Source organism: Paenibacillus sp. B2(2019), assembly GCF_008370385.1.
GTDB lineage: Bacteria > Bacillota > Bacilli > Paenibacillales > Paenibacillaceae > Paenibacillus_AQ.
On sequence record NZ_VTZR01000010.1, the window covers coordinates 1 to 18,628 of the forward strand.

At 42.8% G+C, this 18,628-nt stretch carries 15 protein-coding genes; 7 read left to right on the forward strand and 8 right to left on the reverse strand.

Annotated features, from left to right (window positions below):
* Positions 1 to 433: 433 nt before the first annotated feature.
* Both PAENI_RS08030 and gyrA read right to left on the reverse strand, forming a co-directional pair.
* The gene (locus PAENI_RS08030; RefSeq protein WP_076285065.1) at positions 434 to 1,531 is read right to left on the reverse strand and encodes an HD-GYP domain-containing protein; all 1,098 of its coding nucleotides are present in this window, start codon (positions 1,529 to 1,531) and stop codon (positions 434 to 436) included.
* A 268-nt stretch (positions 1,532 to 1,799) separates the two neighbouring features.
* Positions 1,800 to 4,340 (reverse strand): DNA gyrase subunit A, encoded by a 2,541-nt coding sequence (gene gyrA / locus PAENI_RS08035; protein WP_042183783.1) that lies wholly within the window; start codon positions 4,338 to 4,340, stop codon positions 1,800 to 1,802.
* 355 nt (positions 4,341 to 4,695) lie between these two features.
* Between gyrA and PAENI_RS08040 the strand changes: the two genes are divergently transcribed.
* The gene (locus tag PAENI_RS08040; RefSeq protein ID WP_149644923.1) at positions 4,696 to 5,571 is read left to right on the forward strand and encodes a YheC/YheD family protein; all 876 of its coding nucleotides are present in this window, start codon (positions 4,696 to 4,698) and stop codon (positions 5,569 to 5,571) included.
* Between the two features lie 182 nt (positions 5,572 to 5,753).
* Here PAENI_RS08040 and gyrB read toward each other — a convergent pair whose 3' ends face one another.
* The 6 genes from gyrB to dnaA all read right to left on the reverse strand — a co-directional run bounded on the left by gyrB (position 5,754) and on the right by dnaA (position 12,081).
* Positions 5,754 to 7,664 (reverse strand): DNA topoisomerase (ATP-hydrolyzing) subunit B, encoded by a 1,911-nt coding sequence (gene gyrB, locus PAENI_RS08045; RefSeq protein WP_149644924.1) that lies wholly within the window; start codon positions 7,662 to 7,664, stop codon positions 5,754 to 5,756.
* Positions 7,665 to 7,711: 47 nt separating this feature from the next.
* Positions 7,712 to 7,960, reverse strand: coding sequence for an extracellular matrix regulator RemB (gene remB / locus PAENI_RS08050; RefSeq protein WP_036677731.1), 249 nt, complete (start codon positions 7,958 to 7,960; stop codon positions 7,712 to 7,714).
* Between the two features lie 16 nt (positions 7,961 to 7,976).
* Positions 7,977 to 9,095 (reverse strand): DNA replication/repair protein RecF, encoded by a 1,119-nt coding sequence (recF, locus tag PAENI_RS08055; protein WP_042123050.1) that lies wholly within the window; start codon positions 9,093 to 9,095, stop codon positions 7,977 to 7,979.
* 20 nt (positions 9,096 to 9,115) lie between these two features.
* Positions 9,116 to 9,346: a S4 domain-containing protein YaaA gene (yaaA, locus tag PAENI_RS08060; RefSeq protein WP_042123047.1), complete on the reverse strand. Its 231-nt coding sequence runs from the start codon at positions 9,344 to 9,346 to the stop codon at positions 9,116 to 9,118.
* A gap of 48 nt (positions 9,347 to 9,394) precedes the next feature.
* Positions 9,395 to 10,537 (reverse strand): DNA polymerase III subunit beta, encoded by a 1,143-nt coding sequence (gene dnaN, locus PAENI_RS08065; RefSeq protein ID WP_042123045.1) that lies wholly within the window; start codon positions 10,535 to 10,537, stop codon positions 9,395 to 9,397.
* A 197-nt stretch (positions 10,538 to 10,734) separates the two neighbouring features.
* Positions 10,735 to 12,081 carry a chromosomal replication initiator protein DnaA gene (dnaA, locus tag PAENI_RS08070; protein ID WP_042183777.1) on the reverse strand — a complete coding sequence of 449 codons (1,347 nt, stop codon included), beginning with the start codon at positions 12,079 to 12,081 and terminating at the stop codon, positions 10,735 to 10,737.
* Positions 12,082 to 12,754: 673 nt separating this feature from the next.
* Here dnaA and rpmH point away from each other — a divergent pair.
* From rpmH to mnmG, 6 genes are all read left to right on the forward strand, one after another.
* Positions 12,755 to 12,889 carry a 50S ribosomal protein L34 gene (rpmH, locus tag PAENI_RS08075; RefSeq protein WP_039295761.1) on the forward strand — a complete coding sequence of 45 codons (135 nt, stop codon included), beginning with the start codon at positions 12,755 to 12,757 and terminating at the stop codon, positions 12,887 to 12,889.
* A gap of 291 nt (positions 12,890 to 13,180) precedes the next feature.
* On the forward strand, positions 13,181 to 13,531 hold the full coding sequence (rnpA, locus tag PAENI_RS08080; RefSeq protein WP_042193070.1) for a ribonuclease P protein component: 351 nt from the start codon (positions 13,181 to 13,183) through the stop codon (positions 13,529 to 13,531).
* A gap of 86 nt (positions 13,532 to 13,617) precedes the next feature.
* Positions 13,618 to 14,484: a YidC/Oxa1 family membrane protein insertase gene (locus PAENI_RS08085; protein ID WP_042193068.1), complete on the forward strand. Its 867-nt coding sequence runs from the start codon at positions 13,618 to 13,620 to the stop codon at positions 14,482 to 14,484.
* On the forward strand, positions 14,481 to 15,215 hold the full coding sequence (gene jag / locus PAENI_RS08090; RefSeq protein WP_149644925.1) for an RNA-binding cell elongation regulator Jag/EloR: 735 nt from the start codon (positions 14,481 to 14,483) through the stop codon (positions 15,213 to 15,215). Before PAENI_RS08085 ends, jag begins: the two co-directional genes overlap by 4 nt.
* 109 nt (positions 15,216 to 15,324) lie before the next feature.
* Positions 15,325 to 16,701, forward strand: coding sequence for a tRNA uridine-5-carboxymethylaminomethyl(34) synthesis GTPase MnmE (mnmE, locus tag PAENI_RS08095; protein ID WP_042193063.1), 1,377 nt, complete (start codon positions 15,325 to 15,327; stop codon positions 16,699 to 16,701).
* 38 nt (positions 16,702 to 16,739) lie between these two features.
* The gene (mnmG, locus tag PAENI_RS08100; RefSeq protein WP_042193060.1) at positions 16,740 to 18,626 is read left to right on the forward strand and encodes a tRNA uridine-5-carboxymethylaminomethyl(34) synthesis enzyme MnmG; all 1,887 of its coding nucleotides are present in this window, start codon (positions 16,740 to 16,742) and stop codon (positions 18,624 to 18,626) included.
* Positions 18,627 to 18,628: the final 2 nt, after the last annotated feature.

Consider the following 18,628-nt stretch of genomic DNA (forward strand, 5'->3'; position numbering starts at 1 on the left):
CGCCGCCAGCGTTCGTCCTGAGCCAGGATCAAACTCTCCAATTAGTATTGAAAAGAGCGATATGCTCATTTTGAAACATCTGACGAGAAAATTAATTCTCTAATTTCGGATATCACTTTCGTGATTTCCCACTCACTCGTTGTTCAGTTTTCAAAGATCAAGTTCTCGTTGGCGCCGTTTAATGTCTCAGCAGCAACTCTTATACTATATCATGTTCGGCTATTTAATGTCAAGCTCTTTTTTTAACTTCTTTTTCGAGCTCGGCATGTGTATTTCTTGGCCGGACTTAGAATATATCATGTATAGAGATTCATTGCAACACTTTTTTTAATATAATCTATAAATAAGAGACTGTGCTATCAATCACCCTTAATATATTGGTATATACCTGTTAGCACAGTCTCAGTTATGCAGTCTCTTAATATTTCCTTCTCTAAGCAATGATCTCCTGAATATACAAATCTCGCTCCAACATTAGGTTAACAATCGTACCCTCTACCTTAATCATAGGACGTGTTGGATTAGCACGGTCAGTAAATATGATCTCTCCATGACGTCCATCGCTTAGACGTATTCTGGTTCCATTAAACAAATCGGTACTCTTCTGTATAAAGGTCTGTACAACGACTGGGTCGAGCTTACCGAAGCTTTCTGTCATTATCTGCTCTAACACTAAATAAGGAGACTGTGCTTTTCTATAGGCCCTTTCTAGAGTCATAGCATGGAATATATCTGCTACCGCAACTACTTTAGCGTAAAAATGAATCTGGCTACCTTCTAGCTTAAGTGGGTATCCAGACCCGTCAACCTTCTCATGATGCTGCAATGCCGTTAGTCTTACCCCTTCATTAATTGCTGTAACATTACGCAATAATTGATAGCCATATGTAGTATGTCTGCGAACCTCTTCTATTTCAGCACTATTAAGTGACTCCGGCTTATGTAAAAGAGAACTATCTACTTTTGCGTTTCCGATGTCATGTAGCAATCCGGCAAAAGCGATCTGCATCCAATCCTTTTGCGGATACCCGCACCATTGAGCAATCTTATATGATGTTAACGCGGACAGCACGGCATTGTGATAGTTGTAATCCTCGTCTTTTAGCGTACGTGGAGAAAACTTCAACACATGATAATCCTTCAAATGACTAATTAGTAACTCTAATTGACTCCGCAACTCAAAAATAGGAAGTGAGGCTGCCGTTACCGAACGATAGCTGGTCCTAATAAGTGCGATCATTTTTTCATATTCATCATGTAGTGGGGAATTGTTCTTGATCAGCATCGATTCATTTATAATCGCTCCAGCTTTAAGTGCTGTCTGCTTGGCGTTTTTTTTGACAGCATCAGAGTTGGCCTCTCCCTGAACACCTTCGATCTCCACTTGCCCAACCAAAAAAGCTTCTAAAATTTCTAGATCACGGGGGAGTAGTATCTTTCCCTTGGTGAACAAAATTCCCCCCAAAGGTGTAATTACATCTTTGGTTATTTTTGAGCCCGCTTTAACTTCTCCAGCCAATACACTTGGCATATACTCAGCCCCTTAATTTCTATAACAATAAGCTCAGGATTACCGAAATCTAATATGACAGATAATTTCTGAGAAAATAGTACTTTATATACTGATTTATACTCTATCGGCTAATTATAGTACGGATAAAAGGAAGCGACTAGTGAAATGAAAACTATTCTTATAAAAATTCTCATTAAATTTCATTAAATAACTAGCTATTAATTAATCACAGCAAAAAGAGCAAGGGTCTCTGTAATAGAAGCCCTTGCTCTTTATTGAATAAAACCTACTCTAAGTTATCTTCTTGATCCTCAGCGATTGTTTCCGGTTGATCAATATCACCAGATTCATCTACTGTTACTTGTTCCTCGAGGCCTTCCATATCTTCAGACAATTCGTCCTCTTCGTTCTTATCTGCTCTGCACAGAGTAGCCACTGCATCATCCTCGCGGATGTTAATTAGCTTAACCCCTTGCGCATAACGACCCATAGTAGAGATTCCATCCATGCTGGTACGAATCAAGGTACCGCTTGTAGTAATGATCATTAAGTCTTCATCGTTCTTAACGACTTTTAGACCAACTACAGGGCCATTCTTCTCAGTGAGATTAATGGTCTTGATTCCTTTACCACCACGAGTCTGGGAACGATAGTCACCGGCTGGTGTCCGTTTACCATAACCCTTGCTAGTAACAATCAGAACCTCAAGCTCCTTATCGACACAATCCATACCGATGACATGGTCATTACTATCAAGCGTAATGCCCTTCACGCCTGTCGCGCTACGACCCATAGAACGAACATCATTCTCTGAGAACGTAATCGACATTCCGCGAGCTGTACCGATAATAAGATTTTGCTGTCCATCTGTCAGCTTAACCTCAATTAGAGAATCCTCTTCACGAAGGTTAATAGCGATAAGTCCGCCTTTGCGGATGTTATTGTAATCCTCAAGTGGCGTCTTCTTCACGATACCTTCGCGGGTAGCAAAGAACAAGTACTTGTCACTATCGGTTTCTTCCACTTGGATTACGGCACTAATCTTCTCACCTTGTTCAATTTGAATCAGGTTGATGATTGGTGTCCCACGTGCTGTACGTCCCAGCTCTGGGATCTCATAAGCTTTAATCCGGTACACCTTACCCTTATCGGTAAAGAACATCAGATAGTTATGAGAGTTACTCACGAAGAGATGCTCCACAAAGTCCTGATCCTTGGTGTCCATCCCCATGACTCCGCGCCCTCCACGCTTCTGACTGCGGTAGGTGCTGACAGGTAGACGTTTGATGTATCCCGTATGTGTAATAGTGATAACAACCTCTTCACGCGGAATAAGGTCTTCATCCAGGATACTTTCTTCACCAACGGTAATCTCTGTCCGGCGTTCATCAGAATATCTATCACGAATATCCTGCAGCTCGTTACTGATGATTTCCAGTACAAGATGCTCATTCGCCAAGATTTCACGGTACTCTGCAATTTTAGCTAGCAATTCGTTATATTCATTCTCGATCTTTTCTCTTTCCAGACCGGTCAGACGCTGCATCCGCATATCGAGGATCGCTTGAGCCTGCTCTACACTGAGGCTAAAGGTGCTCATTAATCCCTCGCGGGCTATATCCGTTGTCCGAGAAGCGCGAATTAACGCAATCACTTCATCCAGATGATCCAGCGCAATACGCAGACCTTCTAAGATATGAGCGCGTGCTTCAGCTTTTTTAAGATCAAATATAGTACGACGACGAATAACTTCAATCTGGTGCTGCAAATAATGATAGAGCACATCACGCAGATTAAGAATTTTCGGCTCGTTGTTCACGATGGCCAGCATGTTGATACCAAATGTAGATTGCATAGAAGTATGTTTATATAGATTGTTCAACACAACATTTGGATTCACATCACGTCTCATCTCAACAACTACACGCATACCGTTACGGTCAGACTCATCTCGAAGATCCGTTATACCCTCGATCCGTTTCTCACGTACTAATTCTGCGATTTTCTCAACCAGTCTTGCCTTGTTCACCTGATACGGCAGCTCATGTACAATGATGCGAGCCTTACCGTTATTCTCTTCAATCGTTGCCTTTGCACGCATGGTCACTGAACCACGCCCCGTACGATAAGCCTGACGAATACCCTCACGACCCAAAATATATCCAGCCGTTGGGAAATCTGGGCCTTGGATATACTCCATCAATTCCATAGGTGTGATATCAGGATTCTTAATCATCGCCTGCACACCATCGATAACTTCACCTAGGTTATGCGGTGGAATATTAGTAGCCATACCTACAGCTATACCAGATACCCCATTAACGAGCAGGTTCGGATAGCGAGCTGGTAATACAACTGGCTCATTCTCTTCACCATCATAGTTGGGTGCGAAATCAACTGTTTCTTTGTTCAAATCTCGAAGCATTTCGCCTGCAATCTTGGAAAGACGGGCTTCTGTATAACGCATCGCTGCAGCCATATCACCATCAATCGAACCAAAGTTCCCGTGACCGTCCACAAGCATATAGCGCATAGAGAAATCCTGAGCCATCCGTACCATTGTTTCATAGACGGCTGAGTCACCGTGAGGGTGGTACTTACCGATAACCTCACCGACGATTCTTGCCGATTTCTTATGAGGCTTATCCGCAGACATTCCAAGTTCCGACATCGCAAACAAAATGCGTCGGTGAACCGGCTTGAGTCCGTCCCGCACATCTGGCAAAGCCCGGCTAACAATGATGCTCATTGCGTAATCCATAAAGGATTCACGCATTTCCACGCCAATGTCCCGATCTTTGACTTGTGGGTTATTTTGTTCAGCCATGAGTTGCTGGACCTCCTTCAGTTAAAAAACCGCTACCCTTAATTATATTACTTTCACAAAAGTAGCACAATTAAACATGATAGCCTTTTATCTTCTAATATTGATTTCTTTTGCGCTGATTAGGGTATTCGCCCTTTCCGCAAATGTCTTTAGTACATAGACTGTAAAGACAAGAAACACGGTTTTATTATCCTAGTATCGTTCGATAAGGCATAACCCCATATCCTTATATTATACCATTGTTTAGGTAGCTTGTCCTGATTTTCAGCTGCCAAAGATTATGCTTCCACAGCAAGTTTTGTACAAGGGAATTCCAAAGAGCAAATGCTGCACAAAATTGTTAAGGAGGAAGATAATGAAGATTCAACGAGTCCCAAGTAAATGGGCTAAAACAAAAGTTATCCTTCAAAATCAATCTCTATCTCTATATGTGCCTGATACTCGTAAATATGATTTAAATGTTCTTAAAGAAATGCTTGCGTTATATGCCATGGTCTATATAAAACCTGATCGCGGAAGCTTTGGTATTGGTGTAATGAGAGCTGAGCAGCGTACGGTGATTTTAAGTCCTAGCCAGCAGAAGACTGAAATGACTGTCACCGCCAATAACGAGGAGAGAGAACAGCAAGAAGCACAGGTCCTATATATTTTAAGATATGCAAAGACGGCAGAAGTTTTTTTCTCCCCCGAAGAGCTGCATGAGGCCTTACAGAAACGAATTCAGAACCGTACCTACCTCGTCCAAAAAGGAATTGATCTCCTGCGTCATCAAGATCGTCCCTTCGACCTTCGAGTTCTTGCCCAAAAGACTCCATCAGGTGCATGGGAAACAACAGGAATGCTCGGAAGGGTAGCTGCCCCTCAGAAAATCGTCACCAATTATCATAGTGGAGGCAGTATTCTGTCAGTAAATACATTATTAAAAAATCATATGAACTCTTCTGAAACACTCTCCACGATTAATCAATTAAAATCCTTAGGCGTACAAATTGCAGGCCAATTGGAAACCACCTATCCAGGAATTAAAGAAATTGGTCTGGATATTGCCATGGATCAGCATATGGATATGTGGCTGCTTGAGGTCAACACGCTTCCATCCATTGTTGTATTCAAGTTATTTCCTGATAAATCTATCTATCGTAGAATACACCGCTATGCTGTAGCATACGGACGTGTAAAAGCTAGAAAATCCCCATATACTACCCGCAATAGGCAATATACTAAAGCCTAAAAAATCAGCTCTGAAACCAAAAAAACCTCCAGCATTCTCATTCCGTTAGGAACAGAAGCCGGAGGTTTTATTAAAATATAAGAAAGTATAAGTTTTACACCATACTATATGTCTTATATTTCTCGTTAAAAGCTTATCGTCCTTATAAGGACGCCGAAGGCGTTTATGCTTGAATGTAATTGTTACACATCAAGGTATCTGACGCTCTTCGCATGCTCATGGATAAAGTCACGTCTTGGTTCAACATTATCGCCCATCAGCGTATCAAAGATACTATCAGCGAGCATCGCATCTTCAATCGTTACTTGTAGCATCATACGAGCCTCAGGATCCATCGTCGTGTCCCACAGCTGGGTAGCATTCATTTCACCCAAACCTTTGTAGCGCTGAACATTGACCTTAACATTCTCACCAAAAGAGGCAATAATCTCATCACGTTCCTTCTCGCTACCTGCATAACGGATCACTTTGTTGCGTTCTATCTTGAACAATGGCGGTTGTGCGATATAGATATAACCTGCATCTACTAGCTTCCGCATGTAACGGTAGAAGAATGTTAACAACAGAGTTCTAATATGAGCTCCATCGACGTCGGCATCCGTCATAATAACGACTTTATGGTAACGAGCCTTCGATAGGTCAAAATCATCACTGATTCCTGTACCAAGAGCAGTAATAATAGCCCGGATCTCGGCGTTGGATAAAATACGGTCTAAGCGTGCCTTTTCTACGTTTAGAATCTTACCACGCAGCGGTAGAATCGCTTGGAAATGACGATCCCGGCCCTGCTTGGCCGATCCACCCGCAGAGTCACCTTCGACGATATACAGTTCGCTGATAGACGCATCCTTGGATGAACAGTCCGCAAGTTTACCAGGTAGTGCACTGACTTCAAGCGCACTCTTACGGCGGGTTAACTCACGAGCTTTACGAGCAGCTTCTCGTGCACGTGAAGCTGAAAGCGACTTCTCAAGGACACGGCGTGATACTGCCGGATTCTCTTCCAGGAATTCCTGCAACTTCTCTCCGAACAGTGATTCTACTATTCCACGAACTTCACTATTTCCGAGCTTAGTCTTCGTTTGACCTTCGAACTGAGGCTCTGGAATTTTGACAGAAATAATGGCTGTCAATCCTTCACGCACGTCGTCGCCAGTCAGATTTGAATTACCATCCTTCAGCACACCCGCTTTACGGGCGTAATCGTTGATAATACGTGTTAAAGCACTTTTGAAGCCGGATTCATGCGTTCCGCCCTCATGGGTATTAATATTATTCGCAAAAGAGTAGATGTTCTCTGTATACGAATCATTATATTGGAGAGCTACTTCAACCTGAATCATATCCCGTGAGCCTTCCACGTAGATTGGTTCCTCGTGCAGCGCTTCTTTTTTCTCATTCAGATATTTCACATATTCAACGATACCACCCTCATATTTGAACACGTTGGTGACATCGGTCCGCTCATCATGCAGTGAAAGCTCAATTCCTTTGTTAAGAAAAGCTAGCTCTCGAATACGAGTAAGCAGTGTCGCATATTCAAAGACCGTGGTTTCAGTAAAGATTTCAGGGTCCGGATGAAAAGTTGTAGTCGTACCTGTCTCGTCCGTATCTCCAACAACTTTGATCTCATACTGTGGTGCACCACGTCTGTATTCCTGCTGATAAATATGCCCATCACGCTTAACATTAACAACAACCTTCTCAGACAAGGCATTTACTACGGAGATACCCACACCGTGTAAGCCGCCTGATACTTTATATCCGCCGCCGCCGAATTTACCGCCTGCATGCAGTACTGTCATTACAACTTCAAGCGTCGACTTTTTAAGTTTTTCATTTTCACCTACAGGTATGCCACGTCCATTATCGATAACAGTAATCCCGTTATCCTCATGAATAATCACTTGAATCCGGTCACAATAACCTGCTAGGGCTTCATCGATACTATTATCTACGACCTCCCACACCAAGTGATGGAGACCTTTAGAACTAGTGGAACCAATATACATGCCCGGACGTTTCCGGACAGCTTCTAGCCCTTCCAGTACCTGAATCTGGCTCTCATCATATGTCGGTTGATTCATTGACATGCCTTCACCTACTTCTTTCAGATTATCTCTTTGTTACTAAACGCAAGTTATATTTCGAGCAAAATTTTGGCTCTTTTTTTGAGAGTGGAGGAGGAAATGGGGGAGTAATACACGATATTTTTAGTTACGACAATAGATTTTGCTTCCTCTTCACCAATCCGCTCAAGCTTCTTGTCCTGCTCAGAGTGAATGACGAATTGCTTAGACACCTTGGAAGATTTCTCAATCGAAATATCAAATATTGCAATTAACTCCGAAGAGCGAATAATCTTCTCCCCGCCCAAATGAATATACATGATCTTCCTCCGCTCTTTATAACTCCACTTTTCCATCATGAACATGATATAGGCTGGCGCCCTTTAATTTATCGGCATTCAGACCCTCAATCCCGGTAGCGGTAATGAATGTCTGTACCTTGCTTTGAAAGGTTTCAATAAGCTGGGTCTGTCGGTAAGGATCAAGCTCGGATAAAACATCATCAAGAAGCAGCACAGGATATTCTCCGATTTCTTCATGGATCAGCTCGATTTCCGCCAGCTTGAGCGATAAAGCCGTTGTACGCTGCTGTCCCTGAGAACCGTAGACCTGAGCTTCCCTTCCGTTGATAAAAAAGGACAGGTCATCCCGATGGGGACCCGTCAGCGTCATGCCGCGCCTGATTTCTTGTTCTCTCGTTTGTGATAACTTTAACATAAAATTGTCTAATAAGACAGCTTCATCTTCCTCATCCCGATCGCCGAAAGAGGGGACATAGAGCAATTTCAGTTCTTCTCCGCCGTTCGTAATCCCCCGGTGTATGCTTTCAGCCCATATTTGCAGCTTCTTTATGAATTGTTTCCTTTTTTTTACGATTTTAACACCGTGCTCCACAAGTTGAGCATCCCAGATTTCCAAAAGGTCTTTTCCCGCTGCCTCTTTCCCCCACAACTGCTTCAGCAAATTGCCCCTTTGTAAGAGAATCTTTTGATACTGCTGCAGGTGAAATAGATAACTGGGCTGGACTTGGCCAATCTCCATATCGAGAAAACGCCGTCTGATGCCAGGTGTGCCTTTGACTATCTCTAAATCTTCCGGTGCAAACATGACCACATTGAGTGATCCCACAAACTCACTAAGACGTCGTTGTTCTAGACCGTTAATCTTAGCTTTTTTACCTTTGGCAGATAGGGTGAGCTCTAGCTTGAGATCGCCGTACTTACGTTCTACCTCGGCAATGATCTGAGCAGCGTCTCCAGGGGCATCGAATGAGATAAGTTCGCGATCCTTCGAGGTGCGGTGGCTTTTGGTCATCGCCAGGACGAACAATGCCTCCATGAGGTTTGTTTTGCCTTGGGCGTTCTGACCCAGAATCAGGTTCACATCGCCCAAGCTCTCCAGACGCAGCAGCCCGTAATTCCGATAATGCTGCAGACCGATATTTTTAACAAACACGAAATGGTTCCTCCCCTAGCCTACTCCTCTTTGACTCCTCCGCCTTCAACCTGAAATGTGCCGTTATCCTGCACTTCAATTTGATCACCCGGATAAAGTTTCCTTCCGCGCCGTTCCTCTACTTCTCCGTTAACAAGTACATGTCCTTCTTGCAGCAAAGCTTTAGCCATTCCACCTGTGGATACACAATCAGAAAGTTTCAGAAATTGATCCAGCTTAATATATCCACTGTGGATAAGTATTTTTTTCATGGTTTTTATCCTTTCAGCCACTTATCCACATGTTCATGAATGTTGGCATTAATTTGTTGTACGGTAAGGCAAAATAATATACAAGCTATTGGTTTGATCGAGCGGCTTCAAAATGATCGGACTCATCATTCCTGTAAATGCTATTACAAGCTGCTCACTCTCAATAACTTTTAGGACATCGAGCATATATTTGGAGTTGAATGATATTTTGAGCGGTTCACCTTTGAAATCAATGACTTCAAGTTCTTCACGAACTTTACCAAGCTCAGAAGAGCTAGAAGAAATTTCAATACCACCTTGCTCGAGCGTCTGCATGCGCACAATATTGGTTTTTTCTTCGCGGGACAGCAAATAAGCGCGATCAATCGATTCGCTTAATTTTTTTGTGTCCAAAGTTAGTTCTGTTTTGTAGGTTGTTGGAATAATTCTAGAAGTATCCGGATAAATTCCATCAAGGATCCGTGAATAGAACAGTACTTTGTCGATTTTAAAGAGAACTTGATTGTCCGCAACCACAATATCAACGAGCATATTTTGATCAGGAATAATTTTGCTTAGCTCATTAAGGGTTTTACCGGCGATTACGATATTTGCAAATTGGACATTCTCCGTACCTTCTAGTCTTGCTGCTCTTGTAGCTAAGCGGTGACGGTCTGTCGCTGTAAACTTAAACTCATTATCAGCCAGATTCCACAGTATACCTGTTAAAATCGGAGTTGTCTCTTGGGTAGAAATAGAAAAAGCGGTTTGTTTAATCATATTTTTCAGCAAATCACCTGGCAGGGAGATGGTATCGTTCTCCTCAATACTCGGTAGCACCGGGAATTCTTCAGGGTCTAAACCTACGATCTGAATCTCAGTGGATCCAGAAGAAATATACGTTTGGAATCCTTCTTTAACTTCCATGTGAATCTCTTTGGAGGGCAGCTTCTTAATAATCTCGACGAAAAATTTAGCGGGAAGAACAACACTTCCTGGCTGATCTATCTTCACGATCGTATGGCTGTCATTCTCTGCTGGAATAAACGATTGAATCGAAATATCGGTGTCGCTTGCAGTTAATGTTACGCCTTGATGGCTAACTTCCAGCTTAATACCGGTCAGAATAGGGATGGTTGTTCTACTGGAGATAGCTTTGGATACGTGTTGAATGGATTCGTTGAGTTCATTTTTAAGAATGCTTATTTTCATGATTTCACTCCTAGCTGAAAAATTGGGAATTTCGTTGTATTGGAATCTCTTTATTACGCGTCTTTACATGATGAATTATTATAGTTATTTAATAGTATTAGTAGTAGGGGCGTCTAATATGTGGATAACCCTATCAAATAGCATAAAATTAAGCCTACCCACATGTGTATAGATTGTGTATAGGCTCTTTGTTCCTCTTAGGAAGGATTTTTAATTTTCTCCGCAAGATTATTTACCACTTTGTACAACTCCTGATCGACCTTTAATGACTGTGTAATTTTATCATGTGCATGAATTACGGTCGTATGGTCACGTCCTCCGAATGCCTCACCAATCTTAGGGAGCGAATAATCGGTTAGTTCACGGGAGAGATACATTGCGATTTGACGTGGAAAAGCTACGGCTTTCGTACGTTTTCGCGCTTTGAAGTCTTCAAGGCGTAAATTGTAGTATTCACCGACTTTTTGCTGAATATCAGCGATGGTAATCATCTTAGGCCGGCTGGAAGGAATAATATCCTTGAGTGCTTCAGCTGCCAAATGAGTGGTTACATCCTGGTTAGTTAGCGATGAGTAAGCAACAACCCGGATTAATGCACCCTCCAGCTCACGAATATTGGTGTCAATCTGGTTAGCAATATACATCATGGCCTCATTAGGGATATCAAGGTTCTCTGCCTTCGCCTTTTTGCGCAAAATCGCAATCCGGGTTTCTAGATCGGGTGGTTGAATATCCGTAATCAAGCCCCACTCGAACCGGGAACGTAGCCGTTCTTCCAGTGTGGGAATTTCCTTTGGCGGTCGGTCGCTGGAGATGATAATTTGCTTGCGTTCTTCGTGGAGCGCATTGAACGTATGAAAAAACTCCTCCTGCGTGGACTCTTTTCCAGCGAGGAATTGAATATCGTCAATAAGCAAAATGTCAACGTTACGATACTTATTGCGGAAGCTTTCACCGCGGTTATCACGGATTGAATTGATAAATTCATTCGTGAATTTCTCTGATGAGATGTAAATAACCTTGTTATTCGGGTTATGTTCTAAAACATAGTGCCCAATGGCATGCATTAAATGGGTTTTGCCCAGACCTACACCACCATATAAAAACAAGGGATTGTATGCTTTGGCCGGTGCTTCGGCTACTGCCAGTGAGGCTGCATGCGCAAAACGGTTGCCGGAGCCGATTACAAAAGTGTCAAAAGTGTACTTGGGATTGAGTAGATGCGTTTGCGCTTCTTCTCGTGATACTACGGGAGTGGGAGCGGATTGTTGAACCACAAGCTCAGGCGGCTTGCTTTCTTCAATCACGAATTTTACATCCACTTGTTTCCCAGTGACTTCGTAGACCGTTGCTCCTACTAGTTTGGTGTAGCGACTTTCCAGCCATTCTACTGCGAACGTTGTAGGTGCCGAGATAATGAGAACCTGGGAGTTGAAGGTTATTGCTTTAGTAGCCTTAAACCAGGTATCAAAGCTCGGCTTGCTTAATTTGGTTTGAATAATCGATAAAATTTGCTGCCATAATTCGGAAGTATGGCTGTCCACAGACTGTCACTCCTTTAAATCTTCCAAATGTGGCATCAGCCATGAAGTGGAAATGTCGAAGAAAATAGGTTGGTGCTGATATTTATCCCCAGTAGGCAATATGAAGAGACAAAAAAATATGGATAAATTTGATTTGTTCACAACTTTATCCACAGCTTGTTGATAATTAAGAGAACAAACAAATCTATTCACATTCAAAAGTAATACCATCATAGCAAAACGCCCCTTATTTTTCAATGAGCAGGGCTATTTTATCCACAAATTCAAGCACTTGTGTACAATTATTAGGAACACCACTACATATTGTTGATAATTTGTTTACGGTTCGACACTTTACGCCAAAGCTTCGATAGTTTTATACACAGGTTGTGCTCATCTGTGAGTAGTCGACTTTATTTTTTGATCACAGGTGGATAACTGTCATATCTTGTGGATTACTTTTTTTCTAATGGGAGTTGTGGATAAGCGGCTTGAATTAGAGGGAGGGTCTGGAGCCAGCAGTAGGTTGACTTTTGCGCATAAAATATGTTTAAATATATAAAGGTGTTTTCTGTAAGGATATGTCTCGATAATTAAATGATGATTCATGTAGATACTGTCCCTACTATAAGGACGGCTTAGACCGTTTCTGCTTATATGACAGTAATTAAGTTCCTGTAAGGGAGGTGCAATTATGAGACCGACATTTAGACCAAATGTGAGCAAACGCAAGAAGGTTCACGGTTTCCGTAAAAGAATGAGCACGAAAAACGGCCGTAAAGTGCTGGCAGCTCGCCGCTTGAAAGGCAGAAAAGTTTTGAGTGCGTAAGTTAGGCCACTAAGGGACCACTCCGGTGGTCTTTTTTTACTGCTTTTTATTATTATTTGCTCTGCAAACGACTAGGATCTCGCTTAATGCGCTAGCTACACTTTGCGGGGCTATTTAACGTATATACAGAATTATTTTGTGAGAAGTTGAGAATATTTTTCTTTCTATAATATAGAAGGGAAATTTCAGCGTTGTAGTCGCGGTCGTTTATGGCGACATCCAAATGACTATACTATTAGAAGAAAAAAATTCGGAAGGATACTTTTAACCGGATTTATGAAGGAGATTCCCGTGCACAAAAAGTTACGATTACGAAACCGTGCCGACTTCAGTCGTGTATATCGCCATGGGAAGTCATTTGCGAATCATCAATTTGTAGTGTATTGGTTTAGCAAAAAAGAGGTAGAGCGATTTAGAGTTGGGGTATCGGTCAGTAAAAAGGTTGGAAACGCGGTTGTCCGTAACCGAATGAGAAGATTGGTGAAGGAAATCGTTCGTCATCATGAACCTGAAATTGCAGGTGGACTCGATATGGTGTTTATCGTAAGAAAAGGAGCGCTTTCCATGGAATACGCAGAGCTCGAAAAAAGCGTGCTGCATGTACTGCGCAAAGCCAAGCTACTCAAGGCTTCCCGCAAATAAAGGACGCATAAGAGGCTTGTTTATTTGTATTCATAATTATGGTATGATTTACGGTGGAATGGAATGTTCAAGAGAGGGGTTTTGAAGTGTCTCTAATGAAGACTAGACGGGGAAAATGGTTTCTCCTCATCACAGTGATGGTGTTGTCGTTAGCTGTTCTGTCGGGATGCGCTCCGTCAGCTGCTGTTACGCACACTACGGAGGATTTAAAGAATGGAGGCTTCTGGCAAAGTAATGTAGTGTATTATTTCGCCATTGCCTTGGACAAGTTTGCTGATTGGTTTAACGGAGAATATGGTTTAGCCGTACTTGTGATGGTTATTATTGTCCGCACGTTGATTCTTCCGCTTACGATTAAACAGGTGAAGAGCTCGCGGGCAATGCAAGCCATTCAACCGGAACTCCAAAAGATCCAGAAAAAATATAAAGACACACCTGAAAAGGTGCAGCAAGAAACGATGCGTTTATTCCAAGAGAATAAGGTTAATCCAATGGCGGGTTGTTTACCGCTGATCGTACAAATGCCTATCTTTATCGCTCTCTACAACTCAATCTACTATAATCCACATCTACGGGAGCACTCCTTCTTATGGCTGGAGCTAGGTAAGCCGGATCATCTGTTTATCTTACCAGTGCTTGCAGCATTAACAACATTTATACAAACAAGAATGATGACTAAAATGAACCCGATGCAACAACAAGGGCCAATGCAGTTCATGATGATGATCTATCCAGTTCTGATTTTCGTTATGTCCTACAACTTCCCAGCAGCATTGCCGCTATACTGGGTTTACAGTAACATTTACACTATTGTTCAGAACTATTTCTTATATCGCAACAACGATAAACATAAATTGGCAATCGCAAGTGCTGTGAAAAGTACAGATGACTCAACTGCTGTGAAGAGTAAAGGCGGCAGTAAAGCATCGAAGGGAGCCAAAAAGTCAAAATGAGCAAAGTCGTCGCAACAGGGAAAACCATTGAAGAAGCTGTAGAACGGGGACTAACCCAGCTTGGAGTTCAAAAGGACCGGGTAACGGTCAACGTACTTGAGCAGCCATCAAGAGGATTCCTGAGATTGATCGGTGCGAAAGGTGCCAAGGTTGAGTTAACCTTGATAGCCGAAGCCGCACCGGCATCAGCGGCGAGTGCTCCGTCACTGCCTCAGCAGTCAACAAGAGAGAGCAAACAGGAGGCTAACGGCGGTGTGCCACGCCAAGATTCCGGACAACCGGTGGAGGAAGCTTACCAAGAAGCCGTTCATTTCATTGTGGATGTCGCTAAGAGCATGGGGCTCGAAGTGGAAGTCGAAATCGTCCACACTAAGGAATCCACGATTCTGCAGATATCAGGTCCAGATTTGGGACTGTTGATTGGTAGAAGAGGACAAACTCTCGATGCTCTGCAGTATTTGGCTAATATCGTAGCTAATCGTTACTCCGACAGTTTTATACGGCTTGTGCTAGATGCGGAGAACTTCCGTGAGCGGCGTAAAAAAACTCTCGAAGAGCTGGCTGATCGTTTAGCCAGTCGTGTCATTCGGACTCGTAAAGAGGTAGTACTGGAACCGATGTCACCTCAGGAGCGGAAAATTATTCACTCCAGATTACAGGATCATCGGCAAGTGAATACTCTTAGTAAGGGCGAAGAGCCAAATCGCCGCGTCGTTATAACTTTGAAGTAAAGACTATATGATGCAATGACTCCTTGACCAATGTAAGGGGTCATTGCTTTTTTAACAATATAAGACCGTTTATGATCAAAAAAATATAGGTTTTGGGGTGAAAAACAGCATGCTTAGTGACACCATTGCTGCCGTATCGACGGCATTAGGCGAGGGAGGAATTGCTATTATTCGGGTAAGTGGCCCTCAGGCTATTTCCCAAGTGGCGCCTTTGTTTCGTAGCCGAGTTCCGTTAACTGAAGCGGAATCGCATACCGTTCATTATGGGCATATCGTTAGTCCGGATAACGGAGAGAAGATGGAAGAAGTACTTGTAACCGTAATGAAAGGCCCACGTTCTTTTACGACCGAGGATGTAGTAGAGATCAGTGCTCATGGTGGTGTAATTTCTGTAAGAAGGGTGATGGATTTACTTCTTCAGCAGGAGATAAGGTTAGCCGAGCCGGGTGAGTTCACCAAGCGTGCTTTCTTGGGTGGACGTATTGATTTATCACAGGCTGAGGCAGTTATTGATCTCATTCGCTCGAAGTCGGATCGTGCGTTTTCTGTGGCTTTAAAGCAGGTTAGTGGATCCTTGTCGGATCGAATTCATGCTTTGCGCCATACACTTATTGAGATGCTGGCTCATATCGAAGTGAATATAGATTATCCAGAGCATGATGTAGAATCCATGACAGCTGAATTTATTAAAGATAAAAGCAGTGAAGTGATGGAAGGAATCACAAAGCTTCTTAAGACTTCTAATGAAGGAAAAATTCTTCGTGAGGGGATAACGACAGCTATAGTTGGTCGTCCCAATGTTGGTAAATCTTCTCTATTAAACGCGTTAGCACGTGATAACAAAGCGATTGTAACAGATATTCCCGGAACAACACGTGATGTCATCGAAGAATATATAACGATAAACAACATTCCGCTTAAGCTGCTTGATACGGCGGGAATTCGTGAAACGATGGATGTAGTGGAGAAAATTGGCGTAGAACGTTCCAAGGCGGCAGTTAGTGATGCGGATCTGATTCTACTTGTGCTAAATGCTAACGAAGAGCTGCATGAGGACGAATTGGCATTGATGGAACAAATCCACGGTAGACAATGCCTAGTGATCATGAATAAAATGGACTTACCGCCCAAACTGGATAAGGATAAGTTGCTCTCGTTCTTTGAGGAGTCCAATATCGTACCGATGTCCGTTCTGGAAGAGGAAGGTCTAGACAAACTTGAAGATGCCATTTCGACACTCTTTTTTGGTGGAAAGCTGGAATCGGGTGACTTGACATATGTAAGTAATGTGAGACATATTGCACTGCTTAAAAAAGCCTATAAATCACTACAGGATGCATACGATGCGGCGGAACAGTATATTCCAATTGATATGATTCAAATCGATGTACGGCTAGCATGGGAACAACTCGGTGAAATTATAGGCGATACGGCAGCGGACTCGTTGTTAGATCAAATATTCTCACAATTTTGTTTAGGAAAATAGGTTTTACATTTTAATATAACATTAGGGGGAAACAGGACATGAGTTATGATGGAGGCAACTATGACGTAATCGTCATTGGCGCCGGTCATGCCGGTTGCGAAGCAGCTCTAGCGTCAGCACGAATGGGCTGCAGCACGTTGATGATCACAATTAACCTGGATATGGTTGCATTCATGCCCTGCAATCCGTCCATAGGCGGACCTGCCAAAGGACATGTGGTGCGTGAGATTGATGCGCTAGGCGGAGAAATGGGCCGTAATATAGATAAGACTTTTATTCAGCTTCGTATGCTTAACACAGGGAAGGGACCTGCGGTGCATGCATTGCGTGCACAAGCTGATAAGTTCTTGTACCAACATACAATGAAGGAAACGATGGAGAAAACGCCTAATTTGACGCTTCGTCAAGGGATGGTTGAGCGTTTAATCGTTGAGGATGGACGTTGTGCGGGTGTAGTTACGAAGACAGGAACGGAATACCATAGTAAGACTGTTATCCTGACTACAGGTACTTACCTGCGTGGTAAAGTGATCATGGGTGAACTGACATATGAGAGTGGACCTAACAATCAACAGCCATCAGTGAAGCTATCTGAGAATTTGCGGGAGCTTGGTTTTGAATTGGTGCGTTTTAAGACAGGTACACCACCACGTGTACATCGCGATACGATCGATTTCTCGAAGACAGAAATTCAACCCGGCGACGATGAGCCTAAATTCTTTTCGTTTGAAACGAAATCATCCAACAATGAACAGCTTCCTTGTTGGTTAACTTATACCTCTGAGGTTACTCATCAGATTATTAATGACAACCTTCATCGTGCGCCGATGTTTACGGGTATTATTGAAGGAACAGGTCCACGTTATTGCCCATCTATTGAAGATAAAGTAGTAAGATTTAGTGATAAATCTAAGCATCAGATCTTTTTAGAGCCAGAAGGAAAAAATACATCGGAATACTATGTACAAGGTCTGTCGACTAGTCTTCCTGAGGATGTACAGCTGGCGATTCTGCGTTCCATCCCTGGTATGGAAAAGGTAGAGATGATGCGTAACGGCTATGCTATTGAATATGATGCAATGGTTCCTACACAGCTATGGCCATCTCTTGAAACTAAACGTTTACCAGGTCTTTTCACTGCTGGACAAATCAATGGTACTTCCGGTTATGAAGAAGCAGCTGGCCAAGGTGTAATGGCTGGAATTAATGCAGCACGCAAAGTGCAAGACAAAGAACCCGTAATCTTAGATCGTTCACAGGGATACATTGGTGTACTCATTGATGATCTGGTGACTAAGGGCACTAATGAACCTTACCGTCTGCTTACTTCACGTGCAGAATATCGTTTGTTGCTTCGCCATGATAATGCAGATCTAAGACTTACACCTATCGGTTACGACATTGGTTTGATTACACAGGAGCGTTTCGATAACTTCACGGATAAAAAAGAACGGGTGGAGCGTGAAATTGTTCGTCTGCAAGAGACAAAGGTTAAACCTGTTGAGGTAAACCATGTACTAGCGCAATATGAATCGGCACCTATTGTAGACGGCAGTAATTTGCTTGTTTTGATGCGGCGTCCAGAGCTTGTATATAGTTTCGTAGATCAAGTCTCGCCATCACCGGAAATGCTGGATGCAGAAATGAAGGAGCAAGTAGAAATCCAAATCAAATATGCCGGATATATTGAAAAACAGCTCCAACATGTGGAGCGCTTGCAAAAGATGGAGAAGAAGAAAATTCCAGATGACATTAATTATAATGAAATCCATGGATTAGCGATGGAAGCGCGGCAGAAGCTGACTAAGATCCGTCCAATCTCTATCGGGCAGGCCTCTCGGATTGCGGGAGTCACACCTGCCGACATTTCGATTCTCCTCGTATATCTCGAGCATTACAACCGGGTAACCGCGGCGAAAGGATAATC

What these genes read in the sequence shown, in the direction of transcription:
- remB (WP_036677731.1), bottom strand. Translation starts at nt 7,960, where the DNA reads ATGTATATTCATTTGGGCGGGGAGAAGATTATTCGCTCTTCGGAGTTA.
- jag (WP_149644925.1), top strand. Translation starts at nt 14,481, where the DNA reads ATGAGCAAAGTCGTCGCAACAGGGAAAACCATTGAAGAAGCTGTAGAA.
- rpmH (WP_039295761.1), top strand. Translation starts at nt 12,755, where the DNA reads ATGAGACCGACATTTAGACCAAATGTGAGCAAACGCAAGAAGGTTCAC.
- mnmG (WP_042193060.1), top strand. Translation starts at nt 16,740, where the DNA reads ATGAGTTATGATGGAGGCAACTATGACGTAATCGTCATTGGCGCCGGT.
- mnmE (WP_042193063.1), top strand. Translation starts at nt 15,325, where the DNA reads ATGCTTAGTGACACCATTGCTGCCGTATCGACGGCATTAGGCGAGGGA.
- PAENI_RS08030 (WP_076285065.1), bottom strand. Translation starts at nt 1,531, where the DNA reads ATGCCAAGTGTATTGGCTGGAGAAGTTAAAGCGGGCTCAAAAATAACC.
- gyrA (WP_042183783.1), bottom strand. Translation starts at nt 4,340, where the DNA reads ATGGCTGAACAAAATAACCCACAAGTCAAAGATCGGGACATTGGCGTG.
- gyrB (WP_149644924.1), bottom strand. Translation starts at nt 7,664, where the DNA reads ATGTCAATGAATCAACCGACATATGATGAGAGCCAGATTCAGGTACTG.
- dnaN (WP_042123045.1), bottom strand. Translation starts at nt 10,537, where the DNA reads ATGAAAATAAGCATTCTTAAAAATGAACTCAACGAATCCATTCAACAC.
- yaaA (WP_042123047.1), bottom strand. Translation starts at nt 9,346, where the DNA reads ATGAAAAAAATACTTATCCACAGTGGATATATTAAGCTGGATCAATTT.
- PAENI_RS08040 (WP_149644923.1), top strand. Translation starts at nt 4,696, where the DNA reads ATGAAGATTCAACGAGTCCCAAGTAAATGGGCTAAAACAAAAGTTATC.